Here is a 16,512-nt window from a genome sequence, read left to right as displayed (position 1 = left end):
AAAACTTTGTAGCCTTTGCGGTTAATATCTAAAAAACTCTATTTTTGTTTCAATGAGTAACAACAGTCTTTTATTGGTCGATCCGAATTTTAAAGCTGATGCATCAGTAAATTGCCATTTATTGTTAAAAATAACGAATGACAGTTTTTCTTATGCGGTAATAAATAAGGAGTCAGATGAGATTAATGTAATTTTCGATAAGCAAGGGTGTGATGATGTGGAGCAGGATTTGAAGTTTGCTTTTGAAACTGATGCTCATTTATCACAATCCTATGGCGCCATTAAGGCTGCAATTCATACGTCAAACTTCATTTTTATTCCTGATGAATGGTTTGACAAGGAAAATTTGCCCGTTTATGCCAAATTCATGGGTTCGGAGCGTAAAATTCACACCAAACATCATGATCAATTAGGCTTTAACACCCTATTTTCTCTGGATGAAAAGGTACAAGAAAAACTCCCTGAAAGTACGGTTGTTTATCCTCAATCTTCGCCCTTACTTGCTTTATCTGGCCATTTATCGGGCGATGCTTTACTAGTTGATTTCACCGCTTCTTCATTTAATGTGCTGTTTGTAAAGGACAATAAAATCACTTTTCAAAACCATTATGAGGCAGAAACTGCTGAAGAATTTAATTACTTTTTGTTGTTAATTATTGAGCAGTTAGGGTTAACGGAATCAGTTCCGGTATACCTGCAAGGCATTATCAATGAAGACGATGATTATTACAGTACGCTTCTAAAATATTTCAATAATCTATATTTCTTTTTTCCCGCAGGAAAACAAAACAGTGAGTTGTTGGCTGATATGCCTAAACACTATTTTAGCGGATTGCTTGCTTTGGATTTATGCGAATAATTGGAGGCAAATTAAAAGGAATTCGTTTACAGCCGCCAGCGAATTTACCTGTACGCCCAACTACCGATATGGCAAAAGAGGCGCTTTTTAATATTTTAAACAACAGGTTTGATTTTGAAACCTGCACTGTTTTGGATTTATTTTGTGGAACAGGAAACCTGACTTTTGAATTTGCATCGCGTAATGCTGAAAAAATTTTGGCCGTAGATATGGATTATGGCTGTGTAAACTGGGTTAAAACAACTGCCAGCAAATATGAATTTAGCCAGGTAGAAGTGCGCAAGGGCGATGTTTTTAAACTGCTAAAACAAATGACTGGTGCTTATGATTTAATTTTTGCCGACCCACCTTATAACATGCCTAATATCCCGCAAATTCCAGTGATGGTTGCCGCACAGCAATTGCTTAAACCCGATGGTTTATTGGTTGTAGAACACCAAAGCAATATGAAACTGAATAGCCAGCCGGGTTATACTGAAACCCGTAAATACGGTAATTCGTCGTTCAGTTTTTTTGAGTTTAGTTAACCGCAAAGAGCGCTAAGTTCTCGCAAAGGACGCAAAGTTGTAACAATAAGATATTACCGTCATTTCGAGCGAAGCTGAGAAATCTTTGAATTATACAAACCGTAGGAAAAGATCTCACTCTCCCAAAGTTTCGGGACTGCGATTCCATCGAGATGACAGCCGAAAAAGATCTCTCCGCTCCGTTGTACTCCGGTCGAGATGACGATTGCAAGAAGCTACTATTAAAATCACCGTCATTTCGAGCGAAGCCGAGAAATCTTTGAACTATATAAACAGTAGGAAAAGATCTCACTCTCCCAAAGTTTCGGGACTGCGATTCCATCGAGATGACAGCCGAAAAAGATCTCTCCGCTCCGTTGTACTCCGGTCGAGATGACGATTGCAAGAAGCTACTATTAAAATCACCGTCATTTCGAGCGAAGCCGAGAAATCTTTGAACCATATAAACCGTAGGAAAAAATCTCTCTGCTCCGTTACACTCCGGTCGACATGCCGGTTGCAAGAAGCATAAAACTTTAATTTTTCACCTTTCCGCTTAAAAATCTATCTTTGAATATGAAGGTAGCGCTATTTCCAGGTTCATTCGATCCAATCACCATTGCACACGTTAATATCTTACAACGTGCCACTCCCCTTTTTGATAAGATTGTAATCGGAATTGGCTTAAATAGTGCTAAGCAAAACTTCCTAAGCGCCGAACAACGGCTACATATTTTAGAAACAGTTTTCCAAGGTTACCAAAATATCGAAATCCAAACCTACGAAGGCTTAACTGTCGACTTTTGCCGTAAAATAAATGCGACCTACATGGTTCGCGGTATTCGCTCAGCATCAGATTTTGAATACGAAAGAGCAATCGCTCAAATTAACCAAACCATGATGCCTGAAGTAGAAACCATTCTACTATTAAGCAAACCTGAATATTCTGCCATTAGCTCAACCATCGTTCGCGACATCTTAAGAAATCATGGTGATGTTAGTCCCTTTGTGCCTAAAGAGGCGTTGGATTTTTTGTATAAACCCTGAGCTTAAAAATATTTTTACCACTGGTGTAACGTTTTCCAAAATAGTTTACATATGGAGTAAAAATACTGAAGTATGAAAACTCGATTGGTCATTCTCGCTGCTGTGGCAACAGTCAGGCACCCTAAAGCTTTTTACCTAGCCCATGCAAAAGCTGGAAATGAAAGAAACTGAAAACCTATTTCTTTCTCTCATCAATCAGCATAAAGCGATTATACATAAAGTTTCAAAAATGTATATGAACGATGCTGAACAACAGCGGGATTTGTTTCAGGAAATTGTGATGCAGCTTTGGAAAGCTTATCCAACTTTTAAGGGCAACAGCAAATTCTCTACTTGGATGTACCGTGTAGCCCTGAATACGGCTTTAGTTTATTTCAAAAAAGATCATCGGAAAGTGGATAAAACACCACTTAATGAAAATATTGATGTTATTGATGCCGACGATAGCGAAGCGAAAGAGGAAAAGTTAGCTTATCTCTACAAAGCCGTTCAGGAATTAAATGCAGTAGAAAAGGCATTAATCTTTCTTTTCCTGGAAAATCAATCGCACCGGGAAATTGCCCAAAATCTCGGAATTAGTGAAGTAAACGCCAGGGTAAAACTCAATAGAACAAAAGAAAAATTACAATTCATCATAAAGAAAAACGGTTATGAATTTTGACGATTTAAAAAATGATTGGCAGGCTGATCAATCAGCTGAACCAAACATCTCAGAAGATATACTTGAAACAAAACAAGCCAAAACGCCTATTGATATCCTTCGTAAAAAGATGAAACATGAATTTAAGTACCAGATTGTTGCATTAATTTTAATGGCTGCATTTCCTTACTTATTCGGTTTCTCTCCTCAAATGAAATTAGTATATCTAGCTTTTTATGCGATAACGTGTGGTTTTACCGCTCATTATTTTTTTAAATTCTATCGGTTTTACAAGAATTCATGCGACATGACCATGGATAGTAGAAAAAGTATCCTTTGGTTTTTCTACGAAATGAAACTCAATATCGAGTTATACAAAGCACTCACCTACATTATTGCTTTTATATGGGTGGGTTTTATAGCGGTTTATTTACTTATTGAAAAAACGGGTGCGGTAAATAAGGTTTTAGCTAAGCTTTCGCCCACATACATACTATTAAACTGTTTTATAACCATCGTGATTATTGGCCTGATTACCGAACTCTGGGCTTGGTATTATTATGGAAAGTATTTAGCCAGGGTTAAAAAAGTGGTTGATGAATTGGATTATGAATAAATAATTTGCTTGCGCTCGTTTCAAACGAGCGCATCATAGGGTAGCGATTACATCGCAATTAAAAAAAGCATAAAGAATTTCACTATTTCAGCTGAAAGGAAGGTTTTGTGATTACAAAATCCCACCTGCCCTTAACACATCCATAATTGAAGGAAAAGTGTTTTTTACCACTGGTCCGATGTGATTTTTATCTAACCAAACCGCTTCATCAATACCTTCTTCTTTTTGAGGAATCAGTTTCGGTTCGCCTTTCACTTTCATTTTGTACCAGTTGGTTTTTTTAATTACCATTTTTGAGCCCATCGGATAAACATGATAAGTTTTGCAAAGCTTCTCTTCCCTTTTAGCAACCTTTATCCCACACTCCTCCTCTACCTCTCTAACGGCAGTTTCTTTCATGTTTTCGCCATCTTCAAGCTTTCCCTTTGGCAAATCCCATTTCTTATTTCTAAAAATAAACAAGTAATTTCCGTTTACACTCTCCACCAGGCCACCGGCAGCTTTGATAATTTCACAGTTCTTTTTTAGCCTTCTAAAGGTTTCCTGAGGGTTTTTAGTTAAAAAAATGTAGCTTTTTTTAGACCCGTTTTTTAATTTTTTGTAAAATGTCTGCAAATCAAAATCCTGAAATTCAAGCTGTTGAATTTTTTCTTTTTGTTCAGGCAAAACATCTGATATAAAGAGGGTGTTATCGTTAATATAAATTCTGTATTTTTGGGCCATGTATAATAAAAGTGATATTGAATTAAAGGTAGCGGAATTTTTATTACAAATAAAGGCAATTAAATTACAACCTAATAATCCTTTTACTTGGGCGTCGGGTTGGAAGTCGCCAATTTATTGCGATAACAGAATCACCCTTTCACATCCTCAGGTTAGAACTTACATCCGTCAGAAGTTAGCACAAGCGATTCAGGAAGAATTTGGATCAGTTGATGTTATTGCTGGAGTAGCCACTGCCGGAATTCCACAAGGCGTTTTAGTGGCGCAGGAATTGGGCTTACCTTTTATTTATGTTAGAGCTAAAGCTAAAGAACACGGAACTGGAAGCCTAATTGAAGGCGAAGTTGTGGAAGGACAACGCGTTGTAGTGATCGAAGATTTAATTTCCACAGGTAAAAGCAGCCTGCAGGCGGTTGAAGCACTAAGAGCTGCTGGCTTATCAGTAGCCGGTTTAGCTGCTATTTTTACTTATGGATTTGAAAAAGCTGATGAGAACTTCACTGCTGCAAAATGCCGTTATTTAACTTTATCAAATTATGCCGCTTTAATTGATTATGCTGCTGAGCACAGTATTATCGCCAAAAGTGATATGGAGTTATTAAGCAAATGGCGTTTAAATCCATCTGAATGGGGACAAACAGTAAGTCCCAAATCATAAATACCTGAAAAAACTAACCGATAAAATATATAATGACGATTATTGAAAACGCTGTAGAGGTAAATAAACCCGTTTCAGAGGTTTACACTTTTCTTTCTGACATGAACAATCATCAGCAATTGATGCCGGAAAACATTTACAACTGGGAATCTACAGAAGATGAGGCACGTTTCACCATCCAAAACATGGCTAAACTGGCAATCAAAATCTCTAATCGTGTAGAAAATCAGGAATTAACAGCCATCCCAACCGAAAAAGCACCTTTTGAGGTAGAGCTAAAATGGACAGTTACTGACAATGGAAACGGTACAACTACAGCAAAACACATCATCTCAGCAGATTTAAATATGATGATGAAAATGTTGGCTTCAGGTCCGTTACAAAAACTGGTTGATCATCAAACGCAAAAGCTAAAAGAAATTTTAGGATAGTCAAATACACGCCGGGCTAATTTCTGGCAATTATTTCAAAATATATAGCGAAGGTTCCTCTTCGCTTTTTTTATGCGTAAAAATTCCATTGATATTTATTCACGAGCCTTTTATTTTGATACCTTAGTTTTTGATAACCACAAACTATGAAATTTCATCTCCCTCGAATTTTAATGTTATTTCTTGCACCATTCATTTACTTAAGTGCAAGTTCACAATCTTTAACTGCGCTTAAAACAGAATATTTGAAAAACCCCATTGGCTTAGACAATGCCAAGCCGCGTTTTACCTGGCAAATGAATGATGCAAGTATGGGCGCCAAACAAACAGCTTATCGTATTTTGGTCGATGTTGATTCTGCTGCACTGACGCAAGAAAAAGCGAGCTGCTGGAATTCAGGCTGGGCTAAATCTGATGTCAACCTGGTTATTTTTTCTGGAAAACCACTAAAACCTTTTACCAAGTATTTTTGGAGGGTTGATGTTACAAACGGTCGCAAAAAAACTTTAAGCAAAATTGCCAGTTTTGAAATGGGAATGATGAACATGGCCAACTGGCAGGGCGCTTGGATATCAGACAACGAAAACATCAAACTTAAACCTGCACCCTATTTCAGAAATACCTTTAACGCAACAAAAAAAGTAAAATCGGCACGAGCTTACATCGCCGCCGGCGGTTTATACGAACTATCTATCAATGGAAAGAAGATTGGCAATCATCGTATGGATCCGATGTATACCCGTTTCGATAGGCGTACCCTATACGTAACCTATGATGTTACCAGCGCCATCCAGCAGGGCAAAAATGGTATTGGCGTCCTGTTAGGCAATGGATGGTACAATCATCAGTCAACCGCGGTATGGTATTTCGATCGTGCACCTTGGCGCAACCGTCCCACTTTTTGTTTAGATGTTCGGATTAACTACGAAGATGGGACCACAGAAACCATTAAATCAGGCAAAGATTGGAAAACAGCTTTAAGTCCCGTCGTTTTTAACAGCATTTATACGGCCGAACATTATGATGCACGTATGGAGAAGCCAGGATGGAACACCGCAAACTTTGATGATAAAGACTGGAAGGCGGTAATGTATCGCTCTGCGCCATCAAGAAATATTGTTGCACAAGCATTACATCCTATTCGAAATGTGGAAGAGATTGCAACAAAATCCATCAAAAAAATTAATGATACCACTTACCTGTTTGATTTAGGAAGGAACATTTCTGGCGTAAGTAAAATCACCTTAAATGGCCCCGCCGGAACAACTGTTCGCCTTAAACATGGTGAAAGATTGTATGCAAACGGGCGACTAGATATTTCAAACATTGATGCACATTATCGTCCTACCGATAATACCGACCCTTTTCAAATGGATATTTTGATCTTAAATGGAAAAGGTGAGCAAAGTTTTATGCCACATTTCAATTATAAAGGTTTTCAATATGTAGAAGTGACAAGTTCCACTCCGCTCGAGTTGAAAAAAGAGAATTTAGTGAGCTATTTTATGCATAGCGATGTGCCGCAAACTGGAAATATTAAGGCATCGGAACCCATCATTAACAAAATATATTACGCTACAAATAATTCTTACCTATCCAATCTTTTTGGCTACCCTACTGACTGCCCGCAACGTGAAAAAAACGGTTGGACGGGTGATGCACAGATTGCAATAGAAACCGGGCTTTATGGTTTTGATGGGATTACCATTTACGAAAAATGGCTGGCCGATCATCGCGATGAGCAGCAGCCGAATGGCGTCCTCCCTTCTATTATTCCAACGGATGGCTGGGGTTACGAATGGGGCAACGGACCAGACTGGACGAGCACCATCGCAATTATTCCCTGGAATATTTATTTGTTTTATGGCGATAAAAAGCTGCTCTCCGACTGTTACGAAAACATCCGTAAATATGTAAACCATATTGATGAAACCTATCCAACAGGCTTAACAAGCTGGGGGCTGGGAGATTGGATTCCTGTAAAATCAAAATCTCCGGTAGAACTTACCTCAACTTGTTATTATTACGCTGATGTAGTGATCCTGGCAAAAGCAGCTAAAATATTGGGGAAAACTGCTGATAGTGAAAGATACACCAGGTTGGCCAATAAAATTAAATTAGCCTTCAATGCAAAATACCTTGATAAAAATAAAGGCATATATGGTTCGGGGATACAAACAGATATGAGTGTGCCGCTTTACTGGAAAATTGTTCCGGAAGAGTCAGTGCAGTTGGTAGCAGAAAATTTAGCCAAACGTGTAGCGGCCGATGGTTATCACCTGGATGTGGGCTTGCTTGGCACTAAGGCAATATTAAACGCCTTAAGCGAAAATGGCTATAGCAATTCGGCTTACCAGGTGGCGGCTCAAAAAACCTACCCTAGCTGGGGTTGGTGGATGGAAAACGGCGCCACAACCTTATATGAAAACTGGCCGATTGATGCCAAATCCGACATCTCCATGAACCACATTATGTTTGGGGAAATTGGCGCCTGGTTGTACAAATCTCCAGGTGGCATTAGGCCTGATGAAAATCAGCCTGGATTTAAACATGTCATCTTAGATCCACACACTGTGGATGGCTTAAATTCTTTTGAAGCCAGTCATATTGGTCCATATGGTAAAATTACAAGTGCCTGGCAGCGAACAAATAAAGGCATTCAATATGATATCACAATTCCTCCAAACTCCACTGGAACAATTAACCTGGATATAGTGAGCCAAATGGATATTTTTGTGAATGGAAAACTAACCAAGGACGGAAAAATTAATTTAGTAGCAGGTAAATATCTTATCGAACATAAATTGAGGTAAACATAAAACCATTATAATTAGCTATTTGCGAAGAGAAGATTCATAAAGTTATTTTTCATATCTAATAACGGAGTTGAACCTAAATTCTCAAACAAATCCGCCAATTTTTCAGTACAAAACGTTAGCAATCAGTAATTTAGTCATGAATACAGACCATTAACCGACAAAATTTCCGATTAGAAAATCAAAATTGCTGTGGCATTTGTTTTGACTAAAACAGTTATATGAACTTCAACAATTTTACAATAAAAGCCCAGGAAGCAATTCAACAGGCTTCTGAAATAGCCCAGGGCAATCAGCAGCAGGCTATTGAAACGGCACACCTTCTTAAAGGTTTGCTTACTGTTGATGAAAATGTGGTTTCTTATGTACTAAAGAAACTGAACGTAAACCTGAATACTTTAAACCAAAATTTAGACGCAGAAATTGCCAGGTTCCCAAAAGTGAGCGGAAGCAATGTCTATCTGTCATCAAATACCAATAGCGTTTTGCAGAAAGCGCAAACATTTTTGAAAGAATTTAAAGATGAGTTTGTTTCTGTAGAGCATTTGTTATTAGGGATTCTGGCGGTTAACGACAACACATCCAAATTATTGAAAGAACAGGGCGTTAGCGAAAAAGACCTTAAAAAAGCCATTACAGCATTACGTGGCGATAATCGTGTTACAGACCAAAACGCAGAAGCCACCTACCAGGCACTAAATAAATATGCCCGAAACTTAAATGAGTACGCCGAAAGCGGAAAGCTCGATCCGGTGATCGGCAGAGATGAAGAAATTCGTCGGGTCATCCAGATTTTATCTCGTAGAACGAAAAACAACCCGATTTTAATTGGCGAGCCTGGCGTAGGTAAAACTGCCATAGCTGAAGGAATTGCGTTTAGGATTATTAAGGGCGATGTACCTGAAAACTTAAAAAGCAAAACGGTTTACTCATTAGATATGGGTGCTTTAATTGCCGGTGCGAAATATAAGGGCGAGTTTGAAGAGCGCCTAAAAGCTGTAGTAAAAGAGGTAACGCAAAGCGATGGAGATATCATTTTATTTATTGATGAAATCCATACTTTAGTTGGTGCAGGCGGTGGCGAGGGTGCGATGGATGCTGCAAACATTTTAAAGCCGGCTTTGGCCCGCGGCGAATTGAGAGCAATTGGTGCAACTACTTTAGATGAATATCAAAAATATCTGGAGAAAGATAAAGCACTGGAACGTCGTTTTCAAAAGGTGATGGTGGAAGAACCGGATACGCAGGATGCCATTTCTATTCTTCGGGGTTTAAAAGAACGTTATGAAACCCACCACAAGGTAAGGATTAAAGATGAAGCCATTATTGCAGCGGTAGAAATGAGCCAGCGTTATATTTCTGACCGTTTTTTACCAGATAAAGCCATCGATTTAATGGATGAGGCTGCATCAAAATTGCGGATGGAAATGGATAGCGTTCCAGAAAATGTTGATGCGCTTGACCGGGAAATTATGCGTTTGGAAATTGAACGTGAAGCCATTAAACGCGAAAAAGACGATCGCAAGGTTCAGGAGTTGTCTGAAGAGATCGCCAATTTATCTGCAGAGCGTGACGAATTTAAAGCCAAATGGCAGGGTGAAAAAGACCTGGTTGATGCAGTTAATAATCAACTGGAACGAATTGAGCATTTTAAATTAGAGGCTGAACAAGCTGAACGTGCCGGAGATTATGGCAAGGTTGCCGAAATCCGTTACGGTAAAATTAAAGAAGCACAAGATCAGGTTGAGAAGTTAAAAACTGATCTGGAAAATCAGCAAACAGACAGCAGAATGCTGAAGGAAGAAGTAACTGCTGATGATATCGCCGGTGTGGTTGGGCGTTGGACAGGTATTCCGGTAACGAAATTAATTGCCAGTGAGCGTGAAAAATTATTGAACCTTGAACAGGAATTACACCAACGTGTAGCCGGGCAAGACGAGGCCATTGAAGCCATTTCTGACGCCATTCGCCGCTCTCGTGCAGGTTTACAGGATAAGCGTAAACCCATTGGTTCATTTATCTTTTTAGGTACAACCGGAGTAGGTAAAACCGAATTGGCAAAGGCCCTGGCTGAGTTTTTATTTAACGATGAAAATGCTTTAACGCGTATTGATATGAGTGAATATCAGGAGCGCCATGCCGTTTCACGTTTAATTGGAGCGCCTCCGGGTTATGTAGGTTACGATGAAGGCGGACAATTAACCGAAGCCGTTCGACGTAAACCTTATTCAGTTGTATTGCTCGATGAGATTGAAAAAGCTCACCCGGATGTATTTAATATCTTGTTACAAGTGTTAGATGATGGCCGCTTGACGGATAACAAAGGCAGAACGGTAAACTTCAAAAATACGATCATCATCATGACATCGAACATCGGTGCGCACTTAATTCAGGATAACTTCAAAAATTTGAGTGATGAAAACCGTGATGAGGTAATTGCAAAGACCAAAAATGAATTGTTTGAGGTGTTGAAACAAACCATTCGCCCGGAGTTTTTAAACAGGATAGATGAGCTGATTATGTTCACGCCGTTAAACCGCAGTGAAATCAGGGATATTGTTGCCTTGCAGTTTAAACATGTACAACAAACGCTTGCCGAAATGGGCATTGAAATGGAAGCAAGCGATGAAGCTTTAGATTGGCTGGCACAACTCGGTTACGACCCGCAATTTGGTGCACGACCATTGAAAAGGGTCATCCAGAAAAGAATCTTAAATGAGTTGTCGAAAGAGATACTGGCGGGTAAGATAGATAAAGACAGCAAAATTAAGTTAGACATGTTCGATCATAATTTTGTGTTCCTGAACCAAAAAGAGGACTAAAAAATACAATTGAAAATCCTTCAGATTAGTTTCTGAAGGATTTTTTTATGCCTTTGTTTGTTTGGTGGTGTGGAAGGCTAATGTTCTGTGATAGCCAATTTATAGTCTGTTGTCATTCCCACGCCGATGGGAATCTTAATGCGATTGTTAGTAAATCTCGAAAACAAGATTGCTTCTCCCGATGAAGAATCGGTATCGCAATGACGGAATATAAACGTCAGTGCTGGCATGAACAATATTCCCCTCTTGTTTTTTATTTCGATAATGATTATTATTGGTTACACACAAATACACAACACAATGAAACCTAAATTAATCATCATGGCGCTGCTGTGCGCCGTCAGTTGGCGTAGCTATGCGCAAACTGAAAAAGGCAGTGGCTTCGCCGGCATCAGCTTAAGCTTTGGCACTTCGAAGCAAAACAATTCAACAGCGGCAATTAACACTTTTACTGCAACACCCAGAGGTGGTTATTTTCTAAAGGATAATCTTGCCATCGGACTGGAAATTCCTTTAAACCTTTCAAAACTTCGTGGCGAGAGTTACATTTCCTGGGATGAAGAAGATGGCAGATATGAAGATCGCTATGGTCCGAAAGAATTTAGTTTTGGTCTATCTCCTTTCATCAGAAAGTATGTCGATTTAAAGCCGCGTTTCAAGTTTTTCGCACAAGCTAATTTACTGCTGCAAATCAATACTTTTAATAGAATAGATGATGAAGGTTATTTAATCAGAACAGATGCCAGAGCAAAAGGATGGGGCGCAAGTTTAACTCCCGGCTTTACTTATCTGCTCTCTGATGACTCAAGCCTCGAATTTTCTTTCCCGATAGTCGCATTTTTTCATCAGAACTATTACGCTGAGGAATCTTTGTACAACTTCGACAAAAAGAATAATTTAAGATTAGCGCTCGACAACTTCACCCCTACTTTCACCATTAATTTCCATTTCTAACTATCATCTCATGAAAAATATAATCATCAAAATTGCAAGCTATAGCAGCCTTGCAATCATACTTATATTCATATCTTCCCTACAAGTTCATGCACAACGTTTCCGTGGCAAGATTGAATATTACAGCAGTGTTTTTCCATCAGAAGATGGGAAGATTAAATCAATTAACGGCACTCGCATTACCTATTATAATTCCGTTTTTAAATCAGAAGATGGCAAGGTTAAATCCATTGGCGACAAGCGTATTGAATATTACAACAGCGTTTTTCCTTCAGAAGACGGGAAAATTAAATCTTTAGGAGATGTTCGGGTATCGTATTATAATTCAGTTTTTCCTTCTGAAGATGGCAAGCTCAAAACAATTGGCAATATCCGGTTTGCGTATTACAATGTATCTACATCAAAAAGTAATGGAAAAATAAAGTCAATTCAAAATGATGGAGAAGATTCTGCTTCAGAAGAAGCATTAGACACCTATTATCTAATCGAAAAACTCAACCGGCAATAGAATAACTTTGTTAAAATTGAAGAAGCTGCCTCATCAAGCACTGCCCAGCGTACATTTTGTATTGATGAGGCAGCATCTTTCTGTTCCGACAAATAGCTTTTCAGACAACATGACTACATAATTTTATCGTAATAATTCCCTTTCGTAATCTTTTCTTATATATTTGCAGCGTCAAATCGGCTTGCTAAACATCCTTATAGCAATTTACATCCTGTAATACCAGCTGTTTTTATAGCTGCAAAAAAATTAAAATTTCTTTCAAGACTGTTTATTTCCATAACGAAATAAAGTTAGGCATCGATGCGTCATGTTTTCGGTATTTAACCGGTTTTAAAAGATTGAACGAGAATTTATTAATTACCCATAAAATCAATTGTTTAGAAATGAAAAAAATTATTACAAGCTTATTTTTACTGGTTATTGGCTTTACACAAGCAAATGCTCAAATCGATGCCTATAAAGGAAAAGATGATTTAAGATTCCAGATTGGAGCCAATATGCAAAAATGGGGAACAGGAATTGTTACCTCGCTTGATTACGGCTTGGGGCAAAGTTTTTCCATCGGTGCGCAGGCTGGATATTTATTAGGCGTTAAATCTTTCGCAGGCATTGACAAGCCAGGTTTTGGCGACCGTTTTGATCTTAAAGCTAGATTTAATGCCAACTTAGGCAATGTGATCGGTTTACCATCAAACGTAGATGTGTACCCAGGTTTAAACCTTGGCCTGAAAAACTTTGGCGGTCATGTTGGTGGCAGGGTATTTTTCGACAAAGGTTTTGGCTTATTTACCGAAGCACAATTCCCAATCGCGAAATACAATTCGGATGCAATTGGTTATGAGCGTTTAAACAATCAGTTCTCTTTTAACATCGGTGTAGCCTTCGATTTAGGAAAATAAAACTGCAAATCATTAACTGGAAATTGTAAACTGATTTTCACTTCCACTTTAAATAAGAATCCCGCCTGATTGGTGGGATTTTTTTATTTCTTCTTTGTTTCAATATTCGGCAAAAAGCCTGTTAGCAATCCAATTAATGGCAAGAAAGCGCAAATATTAAATACATATTCAATACTGGTCGAATCGGCAAGTTTACCCAGCAAGGCAGATCCTATTCCACCCATTCCGAAAGCAAAGCCAAAAAATAATCCCGCCACTAAACCTACTTTACCAGGTATCAACTCTTGTGCATACACTAAAATGGCCGAAAAAGCCGATGCCAGAATCATTCCGATAGGAACAATTAACACACCAACCCAAAATAAACTAGCGTGTGGCAACAACAAGGCGAATGGTGCAGTGCCTAATATCGATGCCCAGATCACATATTTTCTTCCAATTTTATCGCCTATTGGCCCACCCAATAATGTTCCTGCTGCAACTGAAAATAGGAACACAAACAAATAAATTTGTGAGGTTTGAACGGAAACATGGAATTTGTTAATCAGGTAAAAGGTGAAATAACTTGTTAAACTGGCCATGTAGAAGTATTTCGAAAAAATAAGCAGCAACAAAATCACCACAGAAAAAATTACTTTTTTTCGGGAGAATTGATTTACGATTGCCGTTATGGAGGTTTTCTTGCTTCTAGCCAACACGAAGCCCTTATACCAGTTGCCAACATAGCTCAAAATTACAATGGCTAAAAGTGCGATGATTGAAAACCAAACGACGCTGAACTGCCCGTAAGGAACAATAATCCACGCGGCTAACAAGGGTCCTAATGAACTGCCTGCATTGCCCCCGAGCTGAAACACTGATTGCGCCAAACCTCTCTTACCGCCGGATGCGGCATGCGCCATTCTTGAGGCTTCGGGATGGAATATGGATGAACCTACGCCAATTAAGGCTACAGAAATTAACATCGTATAAAAATGAGTAGATTGAGATAATGTTATCAATCCAATTAAGGTGAAGCCCATTCCAATAGCCAGTGAATACGGTTGTGGTTTTTTATCGGTATATAAACCTACAAAAGGCTGAAGCAGTGATGCCGCCAGCTGAAACGTGAGGGTGATTAATCCAATTTGTGAAAAGCTTAAGTGGTAATTGGTTTTAATAATGGGATAAATCGCCGGAATTAACGATTGAATGGTATCATTTAACAAATGGGAAAAACTTAGCGCAAATAAAATCGGGAATACTGTTTTTTCGATAATTGCTTTGGAAGGATTTTGATCTGTCATAAGGGAATTGATTGTACACAAAAATAGGGATTATATTTTTTTCTCCCGAACGAAGCGTCCTCGCTGCTATCAAACATTTTCATTAGCTTGTGGTTTTATCGTTATGGAAAAAAACAGAAAAATTGTTGGCTTGTGCGGAAGCTTGAGAAAAGGCTCGTACAATGCGTTGTTACTCAAATTTGCAGGTACATTGGTCCCTGAGGGCATTGATTTTGAAATTGTTCCCTTTGATGATGTTCCGGTTTACAATGCTGATGACGATACGCCAGAGGTAGCCGAACGGCCAGCAAGTGTGGTTAAATTCAGAAATGCATTGGCTCAGGCAGATGCTTTTATCATTGCCTCGCCTGAATATAACTATTCCATCCCGGGTGGATTGAAAAATGCGATTGATTGGGCAAGCCGTGGAAAAGATGCACCACTGATGCACAAACCGGTAGCCATGCTGGGTGCTACGCAGGGCATGTGGGGAACGGTAAGAATGCAAACAGCTTTCCTCCCTGTTTTCACTTTCCTGAATATGAATCCTGTTTTACAGCCCGAAGTACTCATTGCACAGGCACAAACAAAGTTTGATGAAGCAGGAAACTTAACCGACGAAAAAAACATTAGTTTAATCAAAAGGAAAATTGAAAATTTGATAGTGGCAGCTAAAGTATAATGATTGGCTGAATTAAATAGTCCAGGCGAAAAGCTACCCCAAGCAGGCGAAAATTGAAACACAAATTATAATTCCTATACATAAAAAGACTTAGAGCTGCTTAAATTAAGTGGCTCTTTTTATTTGTGATATTCTCAAAAGGTGTCAAACCTTCCGGTTAAAAGCTGACATTTATACAAAAAAAGTCAGTTTGTCAATCTGACAGACTCCAAAACTTAATCACTCGATTAATTTTTAGTCACACAAAAATAATATTGATTTAACAGCAATTTCATATCTAACTAAAAGTTAAGGAGTTGGAAGAAACCTGATTTTTTGATGACGCTGGCAGGGTTTTCTGGCATCAGTATTGACTTTTAGCCAAATATAGTCAGATATTAAAATTGTAAAAACTGGCTATTTTTTACAAACAAATAAATAATAAAAAAGATGAAAAAACTATTATTATCAGTAGTAGCAGTTGCAGGTTTAGTGTATGGAGCAAATGCACAAACAGAAAAAGGTAAAGTAATTTTAGGTGGTAATGTGGGCTTCAATTCTACAAAAGTAGAAACTGCAGCAAAATCTGATGTAAGTTTCAGCGTGGTTCCAAGTGTGGGTTATTTCGTAAGCAACAACTTTGCAATTGGTACGGGTGTAGGTTACAACTATGACAAACAAGTAAGTGAAAATGTGTTGAATCAGGCATTCGTTGTAGCGCCGTTCGGGCGTTACTATGTTGGTTTGTCAGATCAATTCAAATTCTTCGGACAATTATCAGTTCCAATGGCTTTTGGAAACAATAAAATCGTAAATAACAATGGCGATACGGGTGCTAAAGTAGCAACCACTACCAGCATTGGTGTAAATATCGCACCGGGTTTTGCTTTCTTCCCAACCAAAAGAATCGGTATCGAGGTTTCAGTTAACGGTTTAGGTTATAGCAACCTTAACGTTAAAAATGAAATCACTGGTGCTGAGGTTTCTGCAAATTCATTCGGTTTAGAAGCGAATACTTTCGCTCCGAAATTAGGTGTGCAGTTCCACTTTTAATTGGAATTTATAGTCAAAAAGCCTCAGATTCATCTACTGATCTGAGGCTTTTTT

The 16,512-nt window shown here is 38.6% G+C and carries 16 protein-coding genes; 14 read left to right on the top strand and 2 right to left on the bottom strand.

Going from position 1 to position 16,512, the window contains the following annotated elements; translation table 11 throughout:
* Positions 1-52 precede the first annotated feature (52 nt).
* The 5 genes from R2Q70_RS04930 (at position 53) to R2Q70_RS04910 (ending at position 3,668) form a co-directional block, all read left to right on the top strand.
* Positions 53-859: a DUF3822 family protein gene (locus tag R2Q70_RS04930; RefSeq protein WP_316806540.1), complete on the top strand. Its 807-nt coding sequence runs from the start codon at positions 53-55 to the stop codon at positions 857-859.
* Complete coding sequence (gene rsmD, locus R2Q70_RS04925; RefSeq protein ID WP_316806539.1) at positions 850-1,386, top strand: 16S rRNA (guanine(966)-N(2))-methyltransferase RsmD; 537 nt, start codon at positions 850-852, stop codon at positions 1,384-1,386. The genes R2Q70_RS04930 and rsmD overlap by 10 nt, the downstream gene beginning before the upstream one ends.
* Before the next feature lie 555 nt (positions 1,387-1,941).
* Positions 1,942-2,412, top strand: coding sequence for a pantetheine-phosphate adenylyltransferase (gene coaD, locus R2Q70_RS04920; protein WP_316806538.1), 471 nt, complete (start codon positions 1,942-1,944; stop codon positions 2,410-2,412).
* Positions 2,413-2,569: 157 nt separating this feature from the next.
* Positions 2,570-3,073 (top strand): sigma-70 family RNA polymerase sigma factor, encoded by a 504-nt coding sequence (locus R2Q70_RS04915; protein ID WP_316806537.1) that lies wholly within the window; start codon positions 2,570-2,572, stop codon positions 3,071-3,073.
* Entirely contained in the window at positions 3,063-3,668 is a 606-nt protein-coding gene (locus tag R2Q70_RS04910; RefSeq protein ID WP_316806536.1) for a hypothetical protein, read from the top strand. Before R2Q70_RS04915 ends, R2Q70_RS04910 begins: the two co-directional genes overlap by 11 nt.
* 111 nt (positions 3,669-3,779) lie before the next feature.
* Here the strand turns inward: R2Q70_RS04910 and R2Q70_RS04905 are convergent, their stop codons facing one another.
* A complete protein-coding gene (locus R2Q70_RS04905; protein ID WP_316806535.1) occupies positions 3,780-4,391 on the bottom strand; it encodes an NUDIX hydrolase in 612 nt (203 codons plus the stop codon).
* Here R2Q70_RS04905 and pyrE point away from each other — a divergent pair.
* The 7 genes from pyrE (at position 4,390) to R2Q70_RS04870 (ending at position 13,479) form a co-directional block, all read left to right on the top strand.
* On the top strand, positions 4,390-5,049 hold the full coding sequence (pyrE, locus tag R2Q70_RS04900) for an orotate phosphoribosyltransferase (RefSeq protein ID WP_316806534.1): 660 nt from the start codon (positions 4,390-4,392) through the stop codon (positions 5,047-5,049). The genes R2Q70_RS04905 and pyrE overlap by 2 nt on opposite strands.
* 32 nt (positions 5,050-5,081) lie before the next feature.
* Positions 5,082-5,480: an SRPBCC family protein gene (locus R2Q70_RS04895; protein ID WP_316806533.1), complete on the top strand. Its 399-nt coding sequence runs from the start codon at positions 5,082-5,084 to the stop codon at positions 5,478-5,480.
* Positions 5,481-5,626: 146 nt separating this feature from the next.
* Positions 5,627-8,293 carry an alpha-L-rhamnosidase gene (locus tag R2Q70_RS04890; protein WP_316806532.1) on the top strand — a complete coding sequence of 889 codons (2,667 nt, stop codon included), beginning with the start codon at positions 5,627-5,629 and terminating at the stop codon, positions 8,291-8,293.
* Between the two features lie 224 nt (positions 8,294-8,517).
* On the top strand, positions 8,518-11,118 hold the full coding sequence (gene clpB, locus R2Q70_RS04885; protein WP_316806531.1) for an ATP-dependent chaperone ClpB: 2,601 nt from the start codon (positions 8,518-8,520) through the stop codon (positions 11,116-11,118).
* Between the two features lie 300 nt (positions 11,119-11,418).
* Entirely contained in the window at positions 11,419-12,072 is a 654-nt protein-coding gene (locus tag R2Q70_RS04880) for a hypothetical protein (protein ID WP_316806530.1), read from the top strand.
* A 10-nt stretch (positions 12,073-12,082) separates the two neighbouring features.
* A complete protein-coding gene (locus tag R2Q70_RS04875) occupies positions 12,083-12,580 on the top strand; it encodes a hypothetical protein (RefSeq protein ID WP_316806529.1) in 498 nt (165 codons plus the stop codon).
* Positions 12,581-12,963: 383 nt separating this feature from the next.
* Positions 12,964-13,479 carry a DUF6646 family protein gene (locus R2Q70_RS04870; RefSeq protein ID WP_316806528.1) on the top strand — a complete coding sequence of 172 codons (516 nt, stop codon included), beginning with the start codon at positions 12,964-12,966 and terminating at the stop codon, positions 13,477-13,479.
* Positions 13,480-13,562: 83 nt separating this feature from the next.
* On the opposite strand, the gene R2Q70_RS04865 is transcribed toward R2Q70_RS04870, so the two are convergent.
* Entirely contained in the window at positions 13,563-14,765 is a 1,203-nt protein-coding gene (locus R2Q70_RS04865; RefSeq protein WP_316806527.1) for an MFS transporter, read from the bottom strand.
* Between the two features lie 103 nt (positions 14,766-14,868).
* Here R2Q70_RS04865 and R2Q70_RS04860 point away from each other — a divergent pair, with 103 nt between their 5' ends.
* Entirely contained in the window at positions 14,869-15,426 is a 558-nt protein-coding gene (locus R2Q70_RS04860) for an NAD(P)H-dependent oxidoreductase (RefSeq protein ID WP_316806526.1), read from the top strand.
* A gap of 429 nt (positions 15,427-15,855) precedes the next feature.
* Entirely contained in the window at positions 15,856-16,458 is a 603-nt protein-coding gene (locus R2Q70_RS04855; protein WP_316806525.1) for an outer membrane beta-barrel protein, read from the top strand.
* Positions 16,459-16,512 lie beyond the last annotated feature (54 nt).

This window comes from Pedobacter agri, assembly GCF_032678665.1.
Taxonomy (GTDB): domain Bacteria; phylum Bacteroidota; class Bacteroidia; order Sphingobacteriales; family Sphingobacteriaceae; genus Pedobacter; species Pedobacter agri_A.
Note: the sequence above shows the minus strand (reverse complement) of the source record. Positions and strands in the feature narration are given on the sequence as shown.

Coding starts and splice junctions, on each gene's coding strand:
- R2Q70_RS04930 (WP_316806540.1), top strand. CDS start 53: ATGAGTAACAACAGTCTTTTATTGGTCGATCCGAATTTTAAAGCTGAT.
- rsmD (WP_316806539.1), top strand. CDS start 850: ATGCGAATAATTGGAGGCAAATTAAAAGGAATTCGTTTACAGCCGCCA.
- coaD (WP_316806538.1), top strand. CDS start 1,942: ATGAAGGTAGCGCTATTTCCAGGTTCATTCGATCCAATCACCATTGCA.
- R2Q70_RS04915 (WP_316806537.1), top strand. CDS start 2,570: ATGAAAGAAACTGAAAACCTATTTCTTTCTCTCATCAATCAGCATAAA.
- R2Q70_RS04910 (WP_316806536.1), top strand. CDS start 3,063: ATGAATTTTGACGATTTAAAAAATGATTGGCAGGCTGATCAATCAGCT.
- pyrE (WP_316806534.1), top strand. CDS start 4,390: ATGTATAATAAAAGTGATATTGAATTAAAGGTAGCGGAATTTTTATTA.
- R2Q70_RS04905 (WP_316806535.1), bottom strand. CDS start 4,391: ATGGCCCAAAAATACAGAATTTATATTAACGATAACACCCTCTTTATA.
- R2Q70_RS04895 (WP_316806533.1), top strand. CDS start 5,082: ATGACGATTATTGAAAACGCTGTAGAGGTAAATAAACCCGTTTCAGAG.
- R2Q70_RS04890 (WP_316806532.1), top strand. CDS start 5,627: ATGAAATTTCATCTCCCTCGAATTTTAATGTTATTTCTTGCACCATTC.
- clpB (WP_316806531.1), top strand. CDS start 8,518: ATGAACTTCAACAATTTTACAATAAAAGCCCAGGAAGCAATTCAACAG.
- R2Q70_RS04880 (WP_316806530.1), top strand. CDS start 11,419: ATGAAACCTAAATTAATCATCATGGCGCTGCTGTGCGCCGTCAGTTGG.
- R2Q70_RS04875 (WP_316806529.1), top strand. CDS start 12,083: ATGAAAAATATAATCATCAAAATTGCAAGCTATAGCAGCCTTGCAATC.
- R2Q70_RS04870 (WP_316806528.1), top strand. CDS start 12,964: ATGAAAAAAATTATTACAAGCTTATTTTTACTGGTTATTGGCTTTACA.
- R2Q70_RS04865 (WP_316806527.1), bottom strand. CDS start 14,765: ATGACAGATCAAAATCCTTCCAAAGCAATTATCGAAAAAACAGTATTC.
- R2Q70_RS04860 (WP_316806526.1), top strand. CDS start 14,869: ATGGAAAAAAACAGAAAAATTGTTGGCTTGTGCGGAAGCTTGAGAAAA.
- R2Q70_RS04855 (WP_316806525.1), top strand. CDS start 15,856: ATGAAAAAACTATTATTATCAGTAGTAGCAGTTGCAGGTTTAGTGTAT.